The sequence below is a fragment of the Stenotrophomonas sp. GD04145 genome (assembly GCF_029835135.1).
GTDB classification, from domain to species: Bacteria; Pseudomonadota; Gammaproteobacteria; order Xanthomonadales; family Xanthomonadaceae; genus Stenotrophomonas; species Stenotrophomonas maltophilia_P.
The window spans coordinates 30,810-51,338 of sequence record NZ_JAODZG010000025.1 but is presented as its reverse complement, the minus strand read 5'-3'; the positions used below and the strand labels follow the sequence as shown (position 1 = coordinate 51,338).

The 20,529-nt window shown below is 67.4% G+C and carries 17 protein-coding genes; 6 read left to right on the top strand and 11 right to left on the bottom strand.

The features are described 5' to 3' along the window. Positions 1-350: 350 nt before the first annotated feature. Complete coding sequence (locus tag N7367_RS13130) at positions 351-785, bottom strand: SseB family protein (RefSeq protein ID WP_005411035.1); 435 nt, start codon at positions 783-785, stop codon at positions 351-353. 106 nt (positions 786-891) lie between these two features. Continuing rightward, a complete protein-coding gene (locus N7367_RS13125) occupies positions 892-1,935 on the bottom strand; it encodes a S41 family peptidase (protein ID WP_279942542.1) in 1,044 nt (347 codons plus the stop codon). A gap of 448 nt (positions 1,936-2,383) precedes the next feature. On the opposite strand from N7367_RS13125, the gene N7367_RS13120 reads away from it, so the two are divergent. Beyond that, positions 2,384-2,821: a hypothetical protein gene (locus N7367_RS13120; protein ID WP_279942541.1), complete on the top strand. Its 438-nt coding sequence runs from the start codon at positions 2,384-2,386 to the stop codon at positions 2,819-2,821. Positions 2,822-2,870: 49 nt separating this feature from the next. On the opposite strand, the gene N7367_RS13115 is transcribed toward N7367_RS13120, so the two are convergent. Genes N7367_RS13115 through N7367_RS13095 form a run of 5 tightly spaced genes read right to left on the bottom strand, consistent with a single transcriptional unit; the run spans position 2,871 to position 8,515 of the window. Beyond that, positions 2,871-3,938, bottom strand: coding sequence for a heparan-alpha-glucosaminide N-acetyltransferase domain-containing protein (locus tag N7367_RS13115; protein WP_279942540.1), 1,068 nt, complete (start codon positions 3,936-3,938; stop codon positions 2,871-2,873). Next, positions 3,938-5,086, bottom strand: coding sequence for an N-acetylglucosamine-6-phosphate deacetylase (gene nagA, locus N7367_RS13110; protein ID WP_111186185.1), 1,149 nt, complete (start codon positions 5,084-5,086; stop codon positions 3,938-3,940). Before nagA ends, N7367_RS13115 begins: the two co-directional genes overlap by 1 nt. Further along, positions 5,086-6,114 (bottom strand): SIS domain-containing protein, encoded by a 1,029-nt coding sequence (locus N7367_RS13105; RefSeq protein WP_053519280.1) that lies wholly within the window; start codon positions 6,112-6,114, stop codon positions 5,086-5,088. The genes nagA and N7367_RS13105 overlap by 1 nt, the downstream gene beginning before the upstream one ends. A 7-nt stretch (positions 6,115-6,121) precedes the next feature. Next, positions 6,122-7,189, bottom strand: coding sequence for a LacI family DNA-binding transcriptional regulator (locus tag N7367_RS13100; protein ID WP_279942539.1), 1,068 nt, complete (start codon positions 7,187-7,189; stop codon positions 6,122-6,124). Between the two features lie 39 nt (positions 7,190-7,228). Beyond that, the gene (locus tag N7367_RS13095; RefSeq protein ID WP_065181756.1) at positions 7,229-8,515 is read right to left on the bottom strand and encodes a sugar MFS transporter; all 1,287 of its coding nucleotides are present in this window, start codon (positions 8,513-8,515) and stop codon (positions 7,229-7,231) included. Positions 8,516-8,890: 375 nt separating this feature from the next. On the opposite strand from N7367_RS13095, the gene N7367_RS13090 reads away from it, so the two are divergent. From N7367_RS13090 to N7367_RS13080, 3 genes are all read left to right on the top strand, one after another. Continuing rightward, complete coding sequence (locus N7367_RS13090; RefSeq protein WP_053519284.1) at positions 8,891-9,907, top strand: glucokinase family protein; 1,017 nt, start codon at positions 8,891-8,893, stop codon at positions 9,905-9,907. 143 nt (positions 9,908-10,050) lie between these two features. Next, the gene (locus N7367_RS13085; RefSeq protein WP_279942538.1) at positions 10,051-12,711 is read left to right on the top strand and encodes a TonB-dependent receptor; all 2,661 of its coding nucleotides are present in this window, start codon (positions 10,051-10,053) and stop codon (positions 12,709-12,711) included. Positions 12,712-12,822: 111 nt separating this feature from the next. Continuing rightward, the gene (locus N7367_RS13080; protein ID WP_279942537.1) at positions 12,823-15,180 is read left to right on the top strand and encodes a family 20 glycosylhydrolase; all 2,358 of its coding nucleotides are present in this window, start codon (positions 12,823-12,825) and stop codon (positions 15,178-15,180) included. Between the two features lie 56 nt (positions 15,181-15,236). On the opposite strand, the gene N7367_RS13075 is transcribed toward N7367_RS13080, so the two are convergent. Then, positions 15,237-15,611, bottom strand: a complete 375-nt coding sequence (locus N7367_RS13075) for a VanZ family protein (protein ID WP_279942536.1) — start codon at positions 15,609-15,611, stop codon at positions 15,237-15,239. 11 nt (positions 15,612-15,622) lie between these two features. Next, positions 15,623-16,807, bottom strand: coding sequence for an SAM-dependent methyltransferase (locus N7367_RS13070; protein ID WP_053519292.1), 1,185 nt, complete (start codon positions 16,805-16,807; stop codon positions 15,623-15,625). A gap of 59 nt (positions 16,808-16,866) precedes the next feature. Between N7367_RS13070 and N7367_RS13065 the strand changes: the two genes are divergently transcribed. After that, positions 16,867-17,604: a pteridine reductase gene (locus tag N7367_RS13065; RefSeq protein WP_053519294.1), complete on the top strand. Its 738-nt coding sequence runs from the start codon at positions 16,867-16,869 to the stop codon at positions 17,602-17,604. A 55-nt stretch (positions 17,605-17,659) separates the two neighbouring features. Here N7367_RS13065 and folK read toward each other — a convergent pair whose 3' ends face one another. Continuing rightward, positions 17,660-18,145 (bottom strand): 2-amino-4-hydroxy-6-hydroxymethyldihydropteridine diphosphokinase, encoded by a 486-nt coding sequence (folK, locus tag N7367_RS13060; protein WP_065175155.1) that lies wholly within the window; start codon positions 18,143-18,145, stop codon positions 17,660-17,662. A gap of 90 nt (positions 18,146-18,235) precedes the next feature. Between folK and N7367_RS13055 the strand changes: the two genes are divergently transcribed. Next, entirely contained in the window at positions 18,236-18,985 is a 750-nt protein-coding gene (locus N7367_RS13055) for a 20S proteasome subunit A/B (RefSeq protein WP_053519299.1), read from the top strand. Between the two features lie 32 nt (positions 18,986-19,017). Here the strand turns inward: N7367_RS13055 and N7367_RS13050 are convergent, their stop codons facing one another. Next, a complete protein-coding gene (locus N7367_RS13050; protein ID WP_065175156.1) occupies positions 19,018-20,529 on the bottom strand; it encodes an ATP-binding protein in 1,512 nt (503 codons plus the stop codon).

The window sequence follows — 20,529 nt, the reverse complement described above, 5'->3', positions numbered from 1 at the left end:
TACCAGCACGTCAGTGCCGCAGGGGGTGTGCAACCTGAGAAAGCGATCGTCGCTTCGCGGCGCTGCAAGCGCCGCGAGCAACGTCGCATGACGGAGGTGATGCGGAAGTCCTTCCATGAGCAACGCGCGTCCGGCTTGAAACGGGCCAGACTGTTCGGCTGCAGGGCACAGAAGAAAGAGTCAAAGACGACAACGCAGACATGCCAGCGCGGAAACTCACGCACTGCAATGCCGACTCTCTGTCGATGAAAACCTCAAAGTGATCGTCGAATCACTTCTCAGCGGCAATCCCGGTCCTTATGCGACACCACATGTGAGCGCATCCGGATCTACCACCGGCATCGGTGTGGTCAGTGCGCCATGCCCCGCGTGATCGCAGCAGCGCGCTGCTTCAACTGCGCCACGGCATCGGGAATCATCTCCATGCCCACGTCCAAGCCGGGGTTCAGCACCAGGCCGACACCGTCGCCGATTCCGGCCAGCAGCGCATGTACCGCGATCGGCATGGCATGCGCGAACTGCGGCAGCTGTTCGTGCCACAGGCCGGCACGCTCGGGGGCGGTGAACACCGCGAACATCGGCTCGCCACTCTCGCTGGTCAGCACAAGGGGCGAGATGCTCTCGTCCCATGCGCCGTCTTCGCCGATGGCCTTGTCCAGTAGCACGAACGCCGTCGAGGTCAGCAGCCCATCGAGGAACTGCGACGCGGTCAGCGTGCCATCCTGGGCCTGCAGCAGGCGCACCTCGAGGTCGTTGAGGGGTTCGAACGGGGTGTCGTGGTCCATGGTCGCTTCCGCTACGTGATTGCAGGAGAGACTTTAACAGGCCGAGCCCTCGAGCGATGAACCGGTGTAAGCGGCGCCTCCCACGGCTCACCTTCCTGCGCGCAGATCAACGCCCCGAGCAGGCGGGCTGGGCCAGCAGCCAGTCCTGCGCGGCCTGCAGACCGGACGCTCCGGGGGCGGTGGGCTGATCCGGCTGCAGCTGGCGACCGTCACCCTGCCCCTGGCGGTCGGTCATGACATTCACGGTCAGCAGCAGCATGCTGCCATCCACCAGGGGCACGGGTTGATTGCCGGTGGAATAGCCTGCACTGGGCTGGCCGAAACTGCGGCTGCCGGGCTGGCCGCGGAAGGCCAGCGCCACGGCCTCGCCCGAACTGGCAGTACGCGGGCCGAACATCACCGCAACCGGTGCGGGACCGCCGCGCAGCGCATAGGCCGCCTGGCGCGAGCGAAGCCGCGAATTTGCGCCATCCAGGACCTCTCCGTCGCGTTGTCGCCACGGCCGTTGCCCCTCGGCGCTGCGGAAGCCGCCGATCACGGCCCCTTCCTTATCCGGGGTGCCCTGCAACAACGGCAGCAGGCCCAGCAGCATGGGCCACATGTTGCCGCCGCCATTGCCGGAAAGATCCACCACCCAGCCGCACCGCGTGCCGTCATCCAGGGCCACGATGCGGTGCTGCAGCGCCAGCGCGTAGGTTCTGCGAGCGTCATACCGTGCCTGCTCGCCCGCCTGAGGATCGTCCAGGAACGGGCTCACCTGCAGTACACCGACGCGCGCATCGGCCTGCCACGGCATTGGCGACGCCGCATCCTGGCCGGCCTTCAAGCGTTGCGCACGCCCGGAACGCTGGCGTTGCAGGCTGGGCGGAATCCAGCGGCCATGGCCGCCCGTGCTGCGGGTAGCGGCGTCATCCAGCAATTGGCGCCGGCCAGCATCATCGGTTGCGGCGGCCAGCGTCGCGCGTACACCGGCCCAATCGACACGGTCGCGATACAGCGCGCGCGCCTCCAGCAGCTGCAGCATCTGCACCTGCGCCTCCGGTGAGGGCAGTTCAACCGCGGATGCCGAGGCCGTTGCGGCCATCGTCTGCGCAGCCCAAAGCACGACCACCGTCGCACCCGCGCGCCGCACTCCGTTGCAGATCTGCATACGACGTTCCTTGCCGTTGAGTCAGGCGCCCAGCATAGCGGGTTGATGATCGGCACGGCCATCGCGCAGGTTGTCGCATCTGGACTGGCTGGCAGCGCAGGCATTGCGCGATGACGACACGGCGCTCCGGGCGCGAGGAAGGCAGCCGATACGAATACACACATTGCAACTTTGCCCATGTCATCGCGCTGTAGACCGCGCGACGGTGGCATCTGCCAGCGCCCCTGTGCTGGCCGGGATTGGCGTCCCGAATGAAGCTTTTCAACGGTGGGCTTGCGACAACATCGCGGGCCCGAGTAGTGCACCCTCCGTCGTTCTGCGGCGGGCGGTGCGTGGGGATCTCCGGATCCGCCGGCTTTTTCTCCGTTGAAAAGCTTCACCGGCACGCCAACCCGCACCGCCCGCCACCTTGCGTCCTGCAGGTGGACTTGCCTGTGAGGTTGCTGCCATGAACCTGCCCCATCCCACCCATACCCGCCTGCACGCGCTGCTGGGCGACGCCCTGCCTGGGCTGCGGCTGCCCGCCGCTGCCGCCGACATCCTGGAAGATGCGCTGGCCGCAGCCCACGAGAACGTGCCGCAGCCTGCATTCTTCGCCCGGTTACGCAGCATCGCGCGCGGCGACGGTGCCAACGGCCAACCCTGGCCGGAAACGCGGATCACGGAAGCGAGGGCGCGTGATCTGGCCGGCGCTACGCGCTGCCTGGCCGCAGTGTCTTCCTGCGCAGGACTGCTGCTGGCCGCGCAGGCGGCGCGGGAGATGGACGATACCCGAGCGCACTGCCCGCCGCAGGTGGAAGAAGGGCTGCTGCATGCGGTGCAGGTGCTGGCCGATCACGCGGGGGCGCTGGTGGAGCCCGCAGCGGCAGTCCCCGGCCAGCAATGAGCCGAGCCTGGTCCTGCTCCACCGCAGGTGCGTCCATACCCCGGCGCTGTCAGATCTTGAGATAGATCCTGCGCCGGTCCAGCCACCACGCGACGCCCCACCACAGGGTGACGAAGGCCAGGGCCTGCAGCATCGACGCCAGTTCCAGCGCACCCGGCATGGCCGCCGCCAGCTGCTGCCAGACCCAGCCCCAGGCGCCGGTTGCCAACAATGCCACCGACATCACCGAGGCCCCCAGGTACGCGGTGATCGCGTTGACGCCGAAACGACGGCCCCACGCGGGCCAGCCCTTCTGGTCGATCAGCACATGCGCCAGCCACAGGGCCAGCGCCGCAAGACCTCCGGTCCACAGCACGTAGCTGGGCGTCCACAGCTGCTTGTTCAACGGCAGCACAATGGCAAGCAGCAGGCCCAGCACTGCCGTTGCGGCGCCCAATCCCGCCAGCGCCACGGCGCGACCGCTGCGTAGCAGTGCGCCGGCCAGCAGGCCCAGGGTGGTGCTGGCCAGCGCGCCCAGCGTGCTCAGCAGCCCTTCCGGGTCATGGCCAAGCCCGGTATCGGCGTGCCATTGGTAGATCCACGGGGCGAACAGCGCGGTATCCAGACGGCTGGCTGGGTTGGTCCATGGCGACAGATCACCGAGGCCGAGCAGCAGCACGGTATAGCCCACCAGCAGCCCGACAAGCACCCCGACCTGCACGTGCAGCCGCGCATACACCGCCAGCAGGCCAACCAGCGCCGCACACACCGCGATGCGTTGCAGCACGCCCCAGATGCGGAAGTGATGCGTATCCAGCGCCCACCAGATCAGCAGATGCAACAACGCGCCGGCTACCAGGATGCGCAACGCGCGCTCCAGCACGCCACGCGCCAGTGTGGGTCGCACCGACGCATCGAGCGCGCGCGGTGCCACGCTGAAGGCCATCGACACGCCGACCAGGAACAGGAAGAACGGGAACACCAGATCGGTGGGCGTGCAGCCATGCCAGTCCGAATGACGCAGCGGTGCGAACACCGCACTCCAGTCGCCCGGGTTGTTGACCAGCAGCATCGCCGCCACGGTGATGCCGCGCAGGGCATCGATCGAGCCCAGGCGCGCTGACGGCGCAGCACTCATCAGGCGGCCTCGTACTGTCCGGCAATCCAGGTGCCCCGCACCTGCAGGGCATCGTCCAGCAGCACCAGGTCGGCCTGGTAACCCTCGGCGATGTGGCCCAGCCGGTCGTCCACATTGAGGAACTGCGCCGGATAGGTCGAGGCCATGCGCGCCGCTTCGGCAAGCGGCTGGCCGAGCATCTGCACGGTGTTGCGCACGGCCGTGGCCATGTCCAGTGCCGAGCCGGCCAGCGCGCCAGCTGCGTTGCGCACCACCCCATCGACGGCAGTGATGGTCTCGCCATACAGCACATAGCTGGGATCATCGGCGCCGACCGGCGGCATCGCATCGGTCACCAGCAGCAGGCGACCGCGTGGCTTGGCCGCCAGCGCTACCCGCAGGCTGGCCGGATGCACGTGCACGCCGTCGACGATGATGCCGATCCAGCTGTCGCGATCTTCCAGCGCGGCACCCACCGCACCCGGCTCCCGGCCCTGCAGCGGCGACATCGCGTTGTACAGATGGGTGAAGCCGCGCACACCGGCATCCAGGCCGGCGCGGATCTCTTCGTACGTTCCAGCGGTATGTCCAGCCGCGACGATCACCCCGCGCTCCACCAGCGCGCGGATCGACTCCAGCGGTACCCGTTCCGGCGCAAGGGTGAGCAGGGTCACGCCATTGTCCAGCGAGGCGGCTAGCGCGATCTCCTCCGCATCGGGCACGCGGAACTTGCTGGCGTCGTGGGTCCCCTTCCGTGCCGGGGCGATGTACGGCCCTTCCAGATGGATGCCGATGACACCGGGTACGCCTTGAGCGATGGCTTCGCGCAAGGCGGCGATCGCCTCGCGCATCACCGCCACGTCATCACTGATCAGCGTCGGCAGCATCGCGGTGGTGCCGAAACGGCGGTGCGCCTGCGCGATGGTGCGCAGGGCCGCCACGTCCGGCGTGTTGTTGAAAAGCGCGCCGCCACCGCCATTGACCTGCACGTCGATGAAACCCGGCAGCAGCCAGCCGCCGCCGAGATCGACCTGCTCGGCCGCCTGGCCCACCTGCGGCGCGGCATCGGGGAGCAGCGCGCTGATCTTCCCGTCCTCGATGAGCACTGCCAGGTCATCGCGGAAATCATCCCCGACCAGGATGCGGGCATTGCGCAGCACGGTTGCCATCACACGGTCTCCGTGACCTTGTTCAGATGCGGCGGCAGGTCCGGGTTGAACCCGCGGCGCAGCGCCAGCGCATTGATCGCACGGTAGAAACTCTGCACGGTGAGCAGCGGAGCGCACAACGGATGCGGCGCGGCAGCCACCGGCAGGTTGCCTGCGGCGCCGGCCATCCATACCTGCGCACCACGCGCTGAGAACTCCTCCACCACGGCACGTGTGCCCGCGCCGGTCTCATCGGGCTGGGCGAAAGCCAGCACCGGGAAACCGCGGCCGACCAGCGCCATCGGGCCATGCTTGACCTCGGCCGAGCTGTAGGCCTCGGCGTGCAGGCTGCAGGTTTCCTTGAATTTCAGCGCCGCTTCCTGCGCGGCGCCAAGCCCAAGCCCACGCCCGAGCACGAACAGGTTGGTGGCGTCCACCAGGCCATCGGCCAGCGCCGTCCAATCGCACTGCCATGCCTCGCGCAACGCATCCGGCAGCAGCTCCAGCGCAGCGCGCAGGCCACTGTCCTGCTTCCAGTACGTGGCCAGCTGCAGCAGTGCCGCAAGCGACGCCAGGTAGCTCTTGGTCGCGGCCACGCTCTTCTCCGGGCCCGCATGCAGCGGAATCACCGTGTCGGCCAGCTGCGCCAACGGCGAATCCTCGACATTGACCAGTGCGACCACGCGCGCGCCGGCGGCCTTGGCCGCTTCGGCATTGCGCAGCAGATCCGGACTCTTGCCCGACTGCGAGATGACGATGAACAGTGCACCGCGCAGCTGCAGCGGCGCGGCATACACCGAGCCCACAGACGGCGAGGCGGAGGCGACCACCAGGCCCAGCTGGGTTTCCAGCAGGTACTTGCCGTAGGTGGCGGCATGATCGGAGCTGCCGCGCGCGCAGGTGACCACGAACGGGGGTGGCGCGGCGCGCAGGCTGGCAGCCAGCGTCTCCATCGTGGCGTGGTTGCGCGAGAACTGGCGGGCGACGACGTCGGCCGCTTCAGCGGCTTCGGCGAACATCAGGGTGGAGGTGGGGTCGGACAGCGACATGGCGGGCTCAGGCAGGATCGGAAGGGAGTGGGCGGGTGCCGGCGGGACGCATCGGCGCAGTCGACCCGCGCACGATCAGCTGCGGCACGAAGCCCTGGTTGTGCAGCGGTGCCGGCGCGTCGTCATAGGCATCGCTGCGCAGCTGCGCGATCAGCAGGCGCGCGGCGTGGCGTGCGATGTCCTCGGTGGCCTGCTTGGCGGTGGTCAACGGCGGCCAGGACTGGCGCGAGAACGGGCTGTCCTCGAAGCCGGCAATGGACAGGTCGTAGGGCACGTTCATTCCCGCCGATTTGGCAGCGGCCAGCACGCCCGCAGCGATTTCATCGTTGGAACCGAAGATGGCGGTGGGCGGTTCGCGCAGCGCCAGCAGGCGGCGCGCGCCCCGGAAACCGTCGTCGAAGGTGTAGTCGCCCTGCACCACAAGATGCTTGTCCACGGTCATGCCGTAGTCCTTCAGCGCCGCTTCGTAGCCGGCATAGCGTTCGCCGGAAGAGCGGTGCGAGCTGCCACCCCACAGGAAGCCGATGCGCTGATGGCCCAGCTGGATCAGATGCTCGGTGATCTCGTAGGCCGCTTCGCGGTCGTCGACGAACACGCAGGCTCCGTCCGCCGGGTCCTCGGTCGCCGCGATGATGCGCACCAGCTTGATGCCACGTGCGGTCAGCGCCTGCACCAGATCGCGGCGCTCGGACATCGGTGCGGTCAGCACCAGGCCGGCCAGGCGCGAGCGCTGTACCCAGTCGGCCAGTTCATCGGCCAACAGGGGCGAGCTCGAGTCGCAGGGATGGATCTGCAGGCCGAAGCCGGTCTCCCGGCACGCGGCCAGCACGCCGTTCTGCACGCCGATGATGTGGTACGGGTTGGGGTTGTCGTAGACCAGCCCGATCACGAAAGTGGTCCCGCTGCGCAGGTTGCGCGCGGACGGATCGGGCTCGTAGTCGAGCTCGGCGATCGCCCGCAGCACCCGTGCGCGGGTGGCCTGCATCACGGAGGGCTCGTTGTTGATCACCCGCGAGACGGTCTTCAGAGAGACCTTGGCCTTCTCCGCGACGTCCTTGATGGTCGCTCTGCGCATGGGTTTTCCCTGGGGTTGGCTGCCGTCCATCATCGCCTATCAGCGCTCCTGCGGCAGGCCGGCACGGTGGCCGATGACCGAGTAGAACAGGATGTACAGGTAGCACGGCACCATCAGCAGCACGAACACCAGCTGGAAATCGATGTGCTGCTTGAGCACGGCGAACAACTGCGGAATGATCGCGCCACCGGCGATACCCATCACCAGCAGCGCCGAGCCGGTCTCGGTGAAACGGCCCAGGCCACGGATCGCCAGCGGGAAGATGGCCGGCCACATCATTGCGTTGGCAAAGCCCAGCAGGGCCACGAAGGCCACCGAAACGTAGCCGTGGGTGGCCCAAGCACCGAGGCAGAACACCACGCCCAGTACCGCCGAAACGGTCAGGTAGCGCGACTGCGAAACCACCCGGGGAATCAGCAGCAGGCCCACCACGTAGCCAGCCAGCATCGCCGCCAGGGTCAACGAGGTGAACATCTTGGTCTGGTCCAGCGGCAGGTCGAAGCCGTGGCCATAGGTACCGATGGCATCACCGGCCATCACTTCCACGCCGACATACACGAACAGGCAGAGCACGCCCAGCCACAGGTGCGGGAACTGGAAGATGCTGCTGCGCTCGGCTGCGCCGGCGGCCATCGGGGTGGCGTTGGCCTCGGAGGACTTGATCTCCGGCAGCGGCGAGAACAGTACGGCGACGGCCAGCAGCACCAGCAGGCCGGCCATCGCCAGGTACGGTGCATGGATCTTGGCGGCGAACTCATTGAGCAGGGCCACCTTGGTGACCGCGTCGGCCGCCTGCACCTGCTTGTCCAGGTCACCGATGCCATGCAGCACCAGGGTGCCGATCAGCACCGGCGCCAGCATGCCGGCGATCTTGTTGCAGATGCCCATCAGCGCGATGCGACGCGCTGCGGTCTCGATCGGGCCGAGGATGGAGATGTAGGGATTGATCGCCGTCTGCAGCAGGGCCAGGCCGCTGCCGATCACGAACAGCCCGCCCAGCGCGCCGGGGTACCAGCGCTGCGTCGCGAATTCACCGAAGAGTGCCGCGCCGCCGGCCATCACCAGCAGGCTCAGGCTGAGGCCCTTCTTCATGCCGGTGCGGCGCAGGATCCACGACGACGGCAGGGCCAGGAAGAAATAGGACAGGTAGAACACCATCAGCACCAGGAAGGCGCCGACCTCGCTGAGCTCGAAGGCCAGCTTGACGAAGGTGATCAGCGGGCCGTTGAGCCAGGTGAAGAAACCGATCAGGAAGAACAGGACGCCGACGATGGCGATGGAGGTGGCCACGTTCGGGCGCGCGCTTGCAGCGGGGACGGCGGACATCAGGAGGGCTCCTGCGGCGACGGTCGCAGAACGCGGCGTCGGAGAGTGGCTGGGAACAACGTTGTCACATTCTTTCGATGGACAACGGCGGTTTGTCAACTTCCCTCTGCGGGGCAGCGCAGGCCATGCTGCATCGCGCAACCGCCGCGTGCGGTCGCGCGCTGAATGCGCTGGAGCCGTTGAGCCCCGTGCAGCAAGGGCTCCGGCGTGAAGGCGCTGTTCACGCGATGGAAACGTTTACCGCACACCCCATTCGTTGCGCCGCAGCAACGAAAGTGTCACGAACTCGTTGACATCGTTGTCAGCGGGGTTACAGACTCCGCCCAACAGCCGGCCTCACCCTCGGATCCGGCCCCCTCTTCAGCAGGAGCCCGCGTGACCGCCAGCCATCCCGCCCCGGCCCATGTCCTGTCCCGCGTCGCGCCCTCGTTCCTGGCCGCCGACGTCGGCGGCACCCATGTGCGTGTCGCCCGGGTCCAGGCCAGCGGCGATGCCGCCCATCCGGTGCAGGTGCTGGAATACCGCAAGTATCGCAATGCCGACCACGCCGGCCTGAGTGCGATCCTGTCCGACTTCCTAGGCGACGGCCCGCGCCCGGCGCATTGCGTGGTGGCCACGGCCGGTTATGCGCGCGAAGACGGGACGGTCATCACTGCCAACGTGCCCTGGCCGCTGTCCGCGCGGCAGATCGAGGCCGACGTCGGCGTACAGCAGGTCCACATCGTCAACGACTTCGAAGCGGTGGCCTATGCCGCGGCACAGGTCGACGCCAGCGGCGTCCTGCACCTGTGTGGGCCGGAAAGCGCCCCGCGCGGACCGACCCTGGTGGTCGGTCCGGGTACGGGCCTGGGTGCGGCACTGTGGATCCCGACCGCCCATGGCCCGGTCGTGCTGGCTACCGAAGCCGGGCAACCGACGCTGGCCGCCAGCACCGAACTGGAAATGGCCATCGTCCGCCACATGCAGCGCGAGCGCGCTCACGTGTCGATCGAGCACGCAATCTCCGGCCCCGGCCTGATGAACCTGTACCGCGCGGTGTGCGCCCTGCAGGGACAGCAGCCCACCCTGGCCAGTCCGGACGCGGTCACCGCCGCGGCGATGGCCGGCACTGATGCGCACGCACGCAAGGCGCTGGATGTGTTCTGCGGCCTGCTCGGCAGCACCATCGGCGACATGGCCCTGTTCTACGGCGCCCATGGGGGCGTCTATCTGGCCGGCGGCATCCTGCCGCAGATCCGCGAGTACCTGCGCACCAGCACCTTCGTCGAGCGCTACCTGCAGAAGGGGCCGATGGGCGAAGCACTGGCACGCATCCCGGTGAAAGTGGTCGAGCACGGCCAGCTGGGCGTGGTCGGTGCTGCCAGCTGGTACCTGCAGCAGTCGGCCGCCTGACACCGCAACAGGCTTCAACGCAATCGCAGCACGCAGTACGTGGCACGCCAATGCACGGGACATCGCCGCCGCCCCGCGCACGTCAACGCAACCGCAACCGAACACCGCCGCCGGCACCCAATCGAGTGATGAGGAGAGACATCATGAACACCCGCAAGACCCTGCTTTCGGCCGCCATCGTCAGCTGCCTCGCTTTCAGCGCACATGCCCAGCAGGCTGCGCCGACCGCAACCGACCTGGACACCGTGACCGTCACCGGCATCCGTGGCTCGATGGAGAAGTCGCTGGATACCAAGCGCGAAGCCAACGCGCGCGTGGAAGTGGTGACCGCCGAAGACGTCGGCAAGCTGCCGGCGCACAATGTGGCCGACACCCTGCAGCGCCTGCCCGGCGTCAACATCAGTTCGTCCAGCGCCGACGAAGGCGGCTTCGATGAAGCCGACCGCGTCAGCCTGCGTGGCACCAGCCCGAGCCTGACCCAGACCCTGATCAACGGCCACACCGTCGGCTCGGCCGACTGGTTCGTGCTCAGCCAGGGCAACAACGTCGGCCGCAGCGTCAGCTACTCGCTGCTGCCCTCCGAACTGGTGAGCTCGGTGGAGGTGAACAAGTCCTCGCAGGCCAAGCTGCAGGATGGCGGCACCACCGGTACCGTCAACATCATCACGCGCAAGCCGCTGGAGTTCGCCAAGCCCTTCAGTGCGGAAGCCTCGGTGGGTGCGGTCCGTTCGGACCAGGCCAAGTCGACCGACCCGCAGTACTCGGCGCTGTTCAACTACAAGAATGACGCCAACAACTTCGGCGTGATGCTGCAGGCCTTCTACCAGAAGCGCGAGCTCCGCCGCGAGGCGCAGGAAATCCCGGGCGGTTTCACCCGGATCGGCGCCGATGATCCGGTGGCCCTCACCAATCCGGACCTGATCGGCGTGGCCGTCCCCGGCCTGCTGGGTTCGACCCTGTTCGAACAGACCCGCGAACGCAAGGGCGGGCTGGTGACCATCCAGTTCAAGCCGACCGATACGCTGAACCTGTCGCTGAGCGGCTTCTCCTCCAAGCTGGAAGCCAACAACTACAACCGCAATTTCATGCTGTGGGGCGGCAACTTCGCCAAGTCACAGGCGCCGAACCCGGGCTACACCGTGACCGACGGCGTGCTGAGCAATGCCACCTACGCGGGCGTCCCGGGCACCAACTACGGTGTCTACGACATGATCTACCGTGAAGCCACGGCCAAGACCAACTACGTCACGTTCGACGCCGACTGGCAGATCAACGACACCCTGGACATGAAGTTCCAGGCCGGTACCACCAAGGGCACCGGTGAAACCCCGCGCCAGTTCATTGCTGAAGTCACGCTCGGCCAGGGCGGCGGTGCCAGCTGGGCAACGCACGGCGCCGGTTCGCCGGTGGACTGGAACATCGGCGGCGACATCAGCCCCAGCGGCGTCACCAGTTTCGGCACGTGGGGCAACCAGCTGGTCCGCGCCGAAGACAAGGAAGACTGGGCCACGCTGGACTTCAGCCAGTATTTCGGCACCGGCGTGCTGAACTCCGTGGACTTCGGCGTGCGCTTCGCCGACCACGAACGCGAAGCGCTCTCGCCGGAAGGTGCGACCCCGGGTGACATCTGGTCCGCACTGCAGGGCAGCGCCACCGCCAACTATCCCAGCGGCTTCGCCGGTGATGTCGGCGGCACCTTCCCGCGCAACATCTGGTACTACACGCCGGATGCACTGAAGAACGCGATCATCAACAACTCCACCTGGCTGGCCGGCAACGATGGCCCCACCGGCCGCCACAACTACGGTGCCGAGTGGAAGGTGAAGGAGAAGAACTTCGCCGGCTACGTGCAGGCCAACTTCAGCGGCGACTGGTGGAGCGGCAACGTCGGCCTGCGCTACGTCAACATCAAGCAGGACATCGACACCTACAACGCGGTCAGCAATGCCGCCGATGCCGATGTGAGCAGCCTGTTCGGCATGTGGGAGCGCACCGCCTTCCAGAACAAGCGCAACCGCGTCCTGCCCAGCGCCAACATCAAGTTCGACCTGGACGACAAGCTGGTGCTGCGCGTGGCCGCGTCGCAGACCCAGACCCTGCCGGATTATTCGGCGCTGGGCGCTTCGTCGTGGGGTTCGGACCTGAACAAGACCGGCGGCGGTGGCAACCCGAACCTGAAGCCGACCCTGTCCACCAACTTCGACGCCAACCTGGAGTGGTACTTCATGCCGCGCGGCCTGCTGTCGGTCGGTGCGTACCACATGGACATGAAGGACTACATCGCCTTCGACGTCGTCTCGCGCCAGCTGTACAGCGAACTGACCAACCAGCTCGAGACCTACCAGATCTCCACCCCGATCAATGCCGACGGCAAGGTCACCGGCGTGGAAGTGGCCTATGAGCAGCCGATCGGCGAGTACTTCGGCATCAACGCCAACTACACCTACGCCAACGGCACCACGGCCCACACCTGGTCCGACGGTTCGCACAACCTGCTGGGTACCTCGAAGAACACCTACAACGTGGGGGCCTATTTCGAGAACGAGCGATTCGGAGCACGCGTCAGCTACACGCACCGCTCGTCGTTCCTGATCAGCCTGTCGGGCACCAACCCTTACTACCAGGATGATTTCGGCACGCTGTCGGCCTCGTTGAGCTACAAGGCCACCGACTGGCTGAGCATCAGCCTGGATGCGCTGAACCTCAACAACCCGACCTACAAGTACTACCAGACCGCGGCCATTCCGACGTCGTTCTACAGCAACGGCCGCCAGTACTACCTCAACTTCCGCTTCAAGTACTGATCCATCGGCCGCGTCATCGCCGAGTCGTGCACGCACGCCGGGCCTGGGTCATTCCGGGCCCGGCGTTTTTCATGTATAGCGTTCATCGCACCGTTCCAAGGAGTCGTTCCGATGGTCAAGCCCTTCCACGCCAGGATGCACGGCGCGCTGCTGCTGGGCAGCCTGTTTGCCCTGCTGCCGGCCCTGCCGGCCTTCGCCGCCGATCCGGTGCCCGCCGCTGAAGCTCCTGGCCCGCAGCTGCGCGCCAACAGCCTGATGCTGATTCCTGCCCCCGCCAGCGTGCAACCCGGCCAGGGCAGTGGCATCACTGTGTCCGCCACAACCGCGCTGTACGCAGACGGCGAGGCCGCACAGCGGGTCGCCACCCAATTCGCCGACCTGCTGGCGCGCAGCGGCGGCCCGCGCCTGGCGCTGGCTACCGGCAAGGCTGCGGCCAAGGCCGGCGGCATCCGCTTCCAGATCATTCCCACCTTCCGCGACAGCGGCGAGAGCTACACGCTGGACAGCACCGCGCAGGGCGTGCTGGTGCAGGCCGGCAACGAGACCGGCCTGTTCTACGGCGCCACCACGCTGGCCCAGCTGGCCACCGGCGGCAGCCAGGGCGCGCTGCCTGCCGTGCAGATCCAGGATGCGCCGCGTTTCCCCTGGCGGGGCTTCATGCTCGACTCGGCACGGCATTTCCAGAGCCTGGACGAGATCAAGCGCGTGCTTGATGCGATGTCCGCGCACAAGCTCAACACCTTCCATTGGCACCTGACCGATGACCAGGGCTGGCGCATGGAGATCAAGCGCTACCCGAAGCTGACCGAGGTCGGCAGCTGCCGCCTGCCGGCCGGCGATGGCGGCATCGATCCGGTGACCAGACAGGAGTACCCGTATTGCGGTTTCTACACGCAGGAGCAGATCCGCGAGGTGATTGCCTACGCGGCAAAGCTGCACATCCAGGTGATTCCGGAGATCGACGTGCCGGGCCATGCCACCGCTGCGATCGCCGCCTATCCGGAGCTGGGTTCGATCGACACACCGCTGAAACCCCTCAGCGAGTGGGGCGTGTTCCCCAACCTCTTCAACGTGGAAGACAGCACCGTGACCTTCCTCGAGAACGTGCTGGAGGAGGTGATCGCACTGTTCCCGGCGAAGTACGTGCACGTGGGTGGCGACGAGGCCGTAAAGGACCAGTGGGAGGCGTCCGCGCAGATTCAGCAGCGCATGCGCGAGCTGGGCATCAAGGATGAGATGGCCATGCAGAGCCACATCATCAAGCGCCTGGAGACATTCCTGGAGGAACACGACCGGCGCCTGATCGGCTGGGACGAAATTCTCGAGGGCGGGCTGCCCCCCCAGGCTACAGTGATGTCCTGGCGCGGTACCGAAGGCGGCCTGGCCGCTGCCAGCGCCGGCCATGACGTGATCATGTCGCCGGTCGGCTACCTGTACCTGGACTACCTGCAGACCGCCTCGCCCAATGAACCGCCGGGCCGCCCCACGCAGGTCAACCTCGGCAAGCTCTACAACTTCGAGCCGGTGCCGGACGAACTGCCCGCCGACAAGCGCGGACACATCCTCGGCCTGCAGGCGAACATGTTCACCGAGCACACCCGCAGCTATGCGCGGCTGCAGCACAACCTGTTCCCACGCCTGGCGGCGGTGGCCGAGACCGGCTGGAGCCCGCCCGGGAAGCGTGACTTCCGCGACTTCCTGGCACGCCTGCCGTCACAGCTGCAGCGCTACCGCGCATGGGGACTCGCCTATGCACAGACGCCGTTCGAAGTGGGCGTGGAGTACCACGATGATCGCGCCGCAGGCACGGTGACGGTGTCGCTGGCCAACCCGCTGGGCTACGAGGTGCGCTACAGCACCGATGGCCAGCCGGTGACCGCGCAGTCGCCGCTGTACCAGCAGCCGCTGACCGCGAAGGTGCCCGCCACGGTACAGGCCGCAGCGTTCTACCAGGGCCGGATGCTGGCCGCAGAGCCCACCGTAGCCGCGTTCACTCCGCAATCGCTGCTCGCCCGCCGCAGCAACGAACTGCTCAGCTGCGTTGGCAACAAGGGCCTGGTGCTGCGCCTGGAAGACGATGGCCCGCGCGAGGGCGCACGCGCGGTCTTCAACGTGGACATCTTCCAGCCCTGCTGGCGCTGGCCACAGGCGCAGCTGGACGGCATCGGCAGCGTGGAGGTGCGCGCCGGTCGCATCCCCTACTACTTCCAGCTGGCGCATGACGAGCCGAACCGTCGCTTCGAGAAGGCCAGGCGCGCGCACGGCGAGATGCTGATCCGCCGGGGCAGCTGCACGGGCAAGGTGCTGGCCGAAGTCCCGCTGCCGGCCACGCCCGATGCCGATGGCTTCGTAAGCCTGCGTGCGACGCTGCCGAAGGGCACGCATGGCACCGACGACCTGTGCATCAACTTCACCGGTGATACCCGCCCGGCGATGTGGGTGCTGGACGAAGTGACGCTGCAGAAGTAACCGGAAGGCTGTGGAGCCGGGCCATGCCCGGTTCCACTTCAACCAGGGAAGGCGTGTCAGCCCCGCCAGCGCAGCAGGAGGTCGCGCAGCGGGGTCAGCACGAGGCCCAATCCGGCAAGAACGCCAACCGTGTTGGCGAGGGCGTCCATCGGGTCGGCCATGCGGTCGCGTGTCAGCGCCCCCTGTGCGAACTCGATCCCGATTCCCATCAGCACCAGGCCCAGCCCGACCCACAGCAGCGGACGTCCTTGCCGGAACAGCTGCACGGCACTGCCGGACAGAATGAAGTACGCCAGGAAATGCTCGACCTTGTCGCCGTTCTCCGGCACGGGAATCGGTGGCGGGGGAATCAGGCAGACCACGATCACGAACAGCACGGCCAGCACCCACAGCGCAGTCCATAGACGCGGCCGCCGCAGCGGCTTGATCATGCGCGTCGCGCTCACAGGCGCCAGCTCAGATCGCCCAGCGCGAACGCCGGCTCGAAGTCGATTCCACGCTGCAGGCCGATCGCCTGGAAGCGCTCGCCCATGCCGGTCGGCAGGGTCAGCTTCTTCACCTGGTCGCGCAGCTGGATGCGCCCCACTTCATCGGTACGCTCCTCGGCCAGGCTCAGCACCTGGTCCAGGCCATTGCCGATCAGGAAGCTGGCCTGGCTGCAGTACCCCGCCAGCTCGAAGCCACCGTGCAGGCCCGCTTCGGCCATCGCGGTGAAGTCCACCGAGGCCGTGATGTCCTGCAGGCCCGGCCAGCGATGCACGTCGTTATGCACGTGGTGGCGGTAGAAGGCGCGCACCGTGCCGTCGTCGCGATCGTGCTGGTAGAACTCGCTGCGGCTGTAGCCGTAGTCGATGAACAGCATCGCGCCACGTTGCAGGCCGCCAGCCACTGCCTGCAGCCAGTACGGCAGCTGCGGCAGCACCTCCGAGCGGTATCCGTCGGCGAAGGGCCTTTCGAGATAGCGTTCGATGTGGCGCACGGCGCCGTTGAGCAGAATATCGGCCGGCTGCGCGCCACGGATGAAGTTGCCCTCCGCGTCCAGCTCCACGGTTTCCTCGTAGACCTCGCCGTCCCTGATCAGGAAGCGCGGGGTCGGAAGTGCGTCGATCACCTCGTTGGCGAACACCACACCTTCCCAGTCCTCTTCGAAGGGACGGTCAATCCAGTCCACGCGCGTGGCCAGCTCTGCCGGCAGCGCCTGCTGCAGGCGCTGCTGCTGGCGCTGGCGCAGGTCGGCACTGGGTTCAAGGATGGCGTAACGCGAAGGCACCGCATCCAGCTCGGCCAGCCGCAGCAGCACGGCTTCGGCGAAGGCACCGGTGCCACCACCCAGTTCCAGCATCCGCGACTGCGCACCGAGCTGGGCGAACACCGGCGCCAGCGCATTGGCCACGCTGCCGGCGAACAGGCCACCCAGCTCGGGCGCGGTGGTGAAGTCGCCACCGCCACCGAACTTGCTGGCACCGGCGCTGTAATAGCCCCACCCGGGTGCGTACAGGCACAGTTCCATGAAGCGGGAAAACGGCATCGCGCCCCCCTGGGCGAGGATTTCAGCGCGCAGTGCGGCGGCCAGCTGGTCGCTGTGGGCCAGGGCGTCGGCATCGGGCAGAGGGAAGGTAGGCTGCATGGCGTCTTCGAATGCGGTGACAATGGTGCACAGGATAGCCGAGCCTTGGAGGACCCTCGATGAGCGAAACCGCCCCCGTGGCCCTGATCACCGGCAGCGCGCGCCGGATCGGCGCCGCCATCGCACGCCAGTTCCACGCCTGTGGCTGGTCGGTGGTGCTGCATGCCAACACGTCCAGCGCCGAGCTGCAGCAGGCCGCCTTCGACCTGGACAACGTCCGTCCGGGCAGTGTGCTGGCCCTGCAGGCCGACCTGCGCGATGCCGGCGCCCTGCCCGATCTGGTCGAGCAGGCCGTGGCCCACTTCGGCCGCCTCGATGCGCTGGTCAACAACGCGTCCAACTTCTTCCCCACCCCGCTCGGCCAGGTGACCGCCGAAGCGATGGATGAGCTGTACGCGGTCAATGCGCGTGCACCGCTGCTGCTGTCACAGGCGGCCGCGCCGTACCTGCGCCGCCAGCAGGGCTGCATCGTCAATCTGACCGATCTGCACGGCACCGACCCGATGCGCGACCATGTGGCCTACACCATGGCCAAGGCCGCACTGGAGATGGCCACCCGGTCACTGGCGCTGGAACTGGCGCCGAAAGTGCGGGTCAATGCGGTCGCCCCCGGTGCGATCCTGTGGCCCGAGCAGGGAAAGGACGATTTCGCCCGCGAGGCCCTGCTGGCGCGCACGCCGCTGGCACGCACCGGCACGGTCGAGGAGATCGCCGAGGCGGTGTACTGGCTGGTGGCCGAGGCCAGCTTCGTCACCGGCCACACCCTGCGCGTGGATGGCGGACGCACGGTGAGTTGAAGTCCGCCGGGCATGGCCCGGCGCTACCGATCTACGTAGGCGAGCGCAGCGGCCCTCATTCCAGGTCAACCACCTCGAATGCCTCGCCAAACTGAGCGTGTGCGCGCCACAGCGCCGCCAGGGCCAGGCCGCTGACCGGGTCGATGAAGTCCGGCGCGATGTCCGCCAGCGGCTTCAGCACGAAGGCGTGCTTCAGCTCGGGGCGCGGAATGCGCAGATGGCCCGGGCCTTCCACGATGTGGTTGCCGTAGAACACCACGTCGATGTCCAGGGTACGGTCGGAGAAGCGCGGACCACTGCGATCACGACCGTGGGCGTCTTCCAGTGCGTGCAGCCAATCATCCAGCGCCTGCAGCGGCAGATCGGTCTGGATCAGCACGCCATTGTTGAGGAAGGCCGGGCCATCGAAGCCGACCGCGGCCGTGCGGTAGGCCGGAGACACCTGCAACGCGCCGAAACGCTCGCGCAGGGCCGCCACCGCGGCGTGGAGATGGCGGCGGGGCTGGACGTTGCTGCCCAGGCTGAGGAGCACGGTGGTCATGCGGTTCAGGTGACGGGTCTGGGGGGCGTGGGCATGCCGTCGTCACGGCGGCCTGCCTACAATCCGGGACGCACATGATAGGGCACCGACATGACCTATTGCGTTGGAATCGAGGTGGACCAGGGCCTGGTCTTCGCCGCCGACACCCGGACCAATGCCTCGCTGGACGATGTGCGCGTGCACCGCAAGCTGCACGTGTTCGAGTATCCCGGCCAGGCGGCCTACGTGTTGATGGCGGCTGGCAACCTGGCCACCACCCAGTTGCTGGTCTCGCGCCTGACCCGGGACGCCGGCGAGCGGCGCACGCCCAACCTGCGCGACATGACCCATCTGTTCGAAGCGGCGGCCTATGTCGGTCGCCTGCTGGTGGACAGCCAGGTGCACGGCGGCCACAGCGAGCACGGCCATGACGGCGTCAACACCCAGGCCACGCTGATCTTCGGCGGCCAGGTCGCCGGCGAACGCCCCGGCCTGTACATGATCTACCCGCTGGGCAATGCCATCGCCGCCTCGCCGGAGACCCCCTACCTGCAGATCGGCGAGTCCAAGTATGGCAAGCCGATCCTCGACCGCATCCTCAGCCCGGCCACGCGCCTTGAGGACGCCGCGCGCACGGCGATCGTGTCGCTGGATTCGACCATCCGTTCCAACCTCTCGGTCGGGCTGCCGATCGATCTGGCATTGCTGCGCGACGGCGAGCTGCGGATCGCCCAGCAGCTGCGGCTGGGCGCGGACTCGCCCCTGTACGCGGACATCCACCAGAACTGGTCACGGCGGTTGGAACAGGCCGTGGACAGCCTGCCACGCTTCCCGTGGGAGACCCCGGAACGGCCGGCGTGACGTGCCGCCGGGCACGGCCCGGCGACGCAAGTTCAGCCCAGTGCCTCTGCCACAGCGCGGAACACCTGCTGCATCTGCAACGGCTTGCGCAGCACATGCACCTCGATGCCATCAGGGAATGCATCGGCCGGAACGTCCACTGACGCGTCTTCCAGCACCAGCGCCGGCCCCCGGTAACCCAGTCCGGCCATTTCGCCCAGCAGCTGGCTGGCCGGCAGCAGTTTGGAGCCGGCATCGGCGATCACCAGCGCCGGCATCGCCTCCTGCTGCATCCAGCGCAACGCCGCCGGTCCATCGGAAGCCAGCTGCAGCTGATATCCCTGGCTGGACAGCGCGTTGCCCAGCAGCGACAGGCGCGTGGCTTCGCCATCGACCACCAGGATCGACTGCCCACTGCCGAGTGCCACCAGCTGCTCGATCGGCTCGCCGCTCTCGATGGCGTCACGCATCGGCAGGCGCAGCTCGAAACAGGTGCCCTGCCCGGGCTGGCTGGTGACCGTGATGCTGCCGCCAGCACCTTCGACGATGCGCTTGCAGGAAATCAGGCCCAGGCCGGTACCGTCCGCCTTGGTGGTGAAGAAGGGATTGAACAGATGCGAGAGCGTATCGGCATCCATGCCGATGCCTTCATCGGCCACGGCGATGCGCATCCAGTCCACACCGTCGCGCTCGCCGGCATGGCTTGCGGTCAGGCTCAGGCGGCCGCCGCTGGGCATTGCCTGGATCGCATTGAGTGCCAGGTTCAACAGCACCTGCTGCAGCTCGGTGTAGTTCGCATCGACCGCCAGGCCCTCATCCTCCACCTGCAGGTGCAGGCGCACCGCATCGGGCACGTTGCTGCGCAGCAGCAGCGCCACCGCGTCGAACAGGCCGTCGATCTGCACGCGTTCGCTGGGCTTGCGCGAGCCACGGACGAACGACAACATCGATTCCGCCATTTCATGACCGCGGCGGCCGCACTCGGCGATCACATCCGCAAGGTGGTGCAGCTGCGGATCATCGGTGCGCGCCTTCAGCAGGTCCGGCATGATCAGCAGCGGCTGCAGGATGTTGCGCAGGTCGTGGCTGAGGCCAGCGGCGAGCAGCGAAAGGCTTTCCAGCCGTTGCGCGCGCATCAGCTCGGTCTCCACGCGCGAACGCTCCACCGCGCTGCGCGCCTCGCGGATCGCACGGGCCACCGCCGACGGCAGGCGCGCCGGCTGGTGCTTGATGATGTAGTCGTTGGCGCCCTTCTGCAGCGCCGCCACTGCATTCTCCTCACCCATCGTGCCCGAGACGAAGATGAAGGGAACGTCCGGCGCCGTCTCGCGCACGATGCGCAAGGCATCGTCGCCGGAGAAACCCGGCATGCTCAGGTCGGACAGCACGATATCCGGCTGGAAGGAGGCCAGCGCCTGGCGCAGTTCCGCCTCGCTCTCAACGCGCTCGAAGCGGGCTTCCAGGCCCGCATCCAGCATCTGTTCGGACATCAGCTCGGCGTCTTCAGGCGAATCCTCCACCAGCAGGATGCGCAGTGCCCCGAGGGAGGGACCGGTCAGGGGCAT

Bases quoted from the DNA above. Each gene is read 5' to 3' on its own strand.
- N7367_RS13070 (WP_053519292.1), bottom strand. From the start codon at position 16,807: ATGCAGCCTACCTTCCCTCTGCCCGATGCCGACGCCCTGGCCCACAGC.
- N7367_RS13050 (WP_065175156.1), bottom strand. From the start codon at position 20,529: ATGCCCCTGACCGGTCCCTCCCTCGGGGCACTGCGCATCCTGCTGGTG.
- N7367_RS13065 (WP_053519294.1), top strand. From the start codon at position 16,867: ATGAGCGAAACCGCCCCCGTGGCCCTGATCACCGGCAGCGCGCGCCGG.
- N7367_RS13130 (WP_005411035.1), bottom strand. From the start codon at position 785: ATGGACCACGACACCCCGTTCGAACCCCTCAACGACCTCGAGGTGCGC.
- N7367_RS13115 (WP_279942540.1), bottom strand. From the start codon at position 3,938: ATGAGTGCTGCGCCGTCAGCGCGCCTGGGCTCGATCGATGCCCTGCGC.
- N7367_RS13095 (WP_065181756.1), bottom strand. From the start codon at position 8,515: ATGTCCGCCGTCCCCGCTGCAAGCGCGCGCCCGAACGTGGCCACCTCC.
- N7367_RS13105 (WP_053519280.1), bottom strand. From the start codon at position 6,114: ATGTCGCTGTCCGACCCCACCTCCACCCTGATGTTCGCCGAAGCCGCT.
- N7367_RS13100 (WP_279942539.1), bottom strand. From the start codon at position 7,189: ATGCGCAGAGCGACCATCAAGGACGTCGCGGAGAAGGCCAAGGTCTCT.
- N7367_RS13085 (WP_279942538.1), top strand. From the start codon at position 10,051: ATGAACACCCGCAAGACCCTGCTTTCGGCCGCCATCGTCAGCTGCCTC.
- N7367_RS13120 (WP_279942541.1), top strand. From the start codon at position 2,384: ATGAACCTGCCCCATCCCACCCATACCCGCCTGCACGCGCTGCTGGGC.
- nagA (WP_111186185.1), bottom strand. From the start codon at position 5,086: ATGGCAACCGTGCTGCGCAATGCCCGCATCCTGGTCGGGGATGATTTC.
- N7367_RS13075 (WP_279942536.1), bottom strand. From the start codon at position 15,611: ATGATCAAGCCGCTGCGGCGGCCGCGTCTATGGACTGCGCTGTGGGTG.
- folK (WP_065175155.1), bottom strand. From the start codon at position 18,145: ATGACCACCGTGCTCCTCAGCCTGGGCAGCAACGTCCAGCCCCGCCGC.
- N7367_RS13080 (WP_279942537.1), top strand. From the start codon at position 12,823: ATGGTCAAGCCCTTCCACGCCAGGATGCACGGCGCGCTGCTGCTGGGC.
- N7367_RS13125 (WP_279942542.1), bottom strand. From the start codon at position 1,935: ATGCAGATCTGCAACGGAGTGCGGCGCGCGGGTGCGACGGTGGTCGTG.
- N7367_RS13055 (WP_053519299.1), top strand. From the start codon at position 18,236: ATGACCTATTGCGTTGGAATCGAGGTGGACCAGGGCCTGGTCTTCGCC.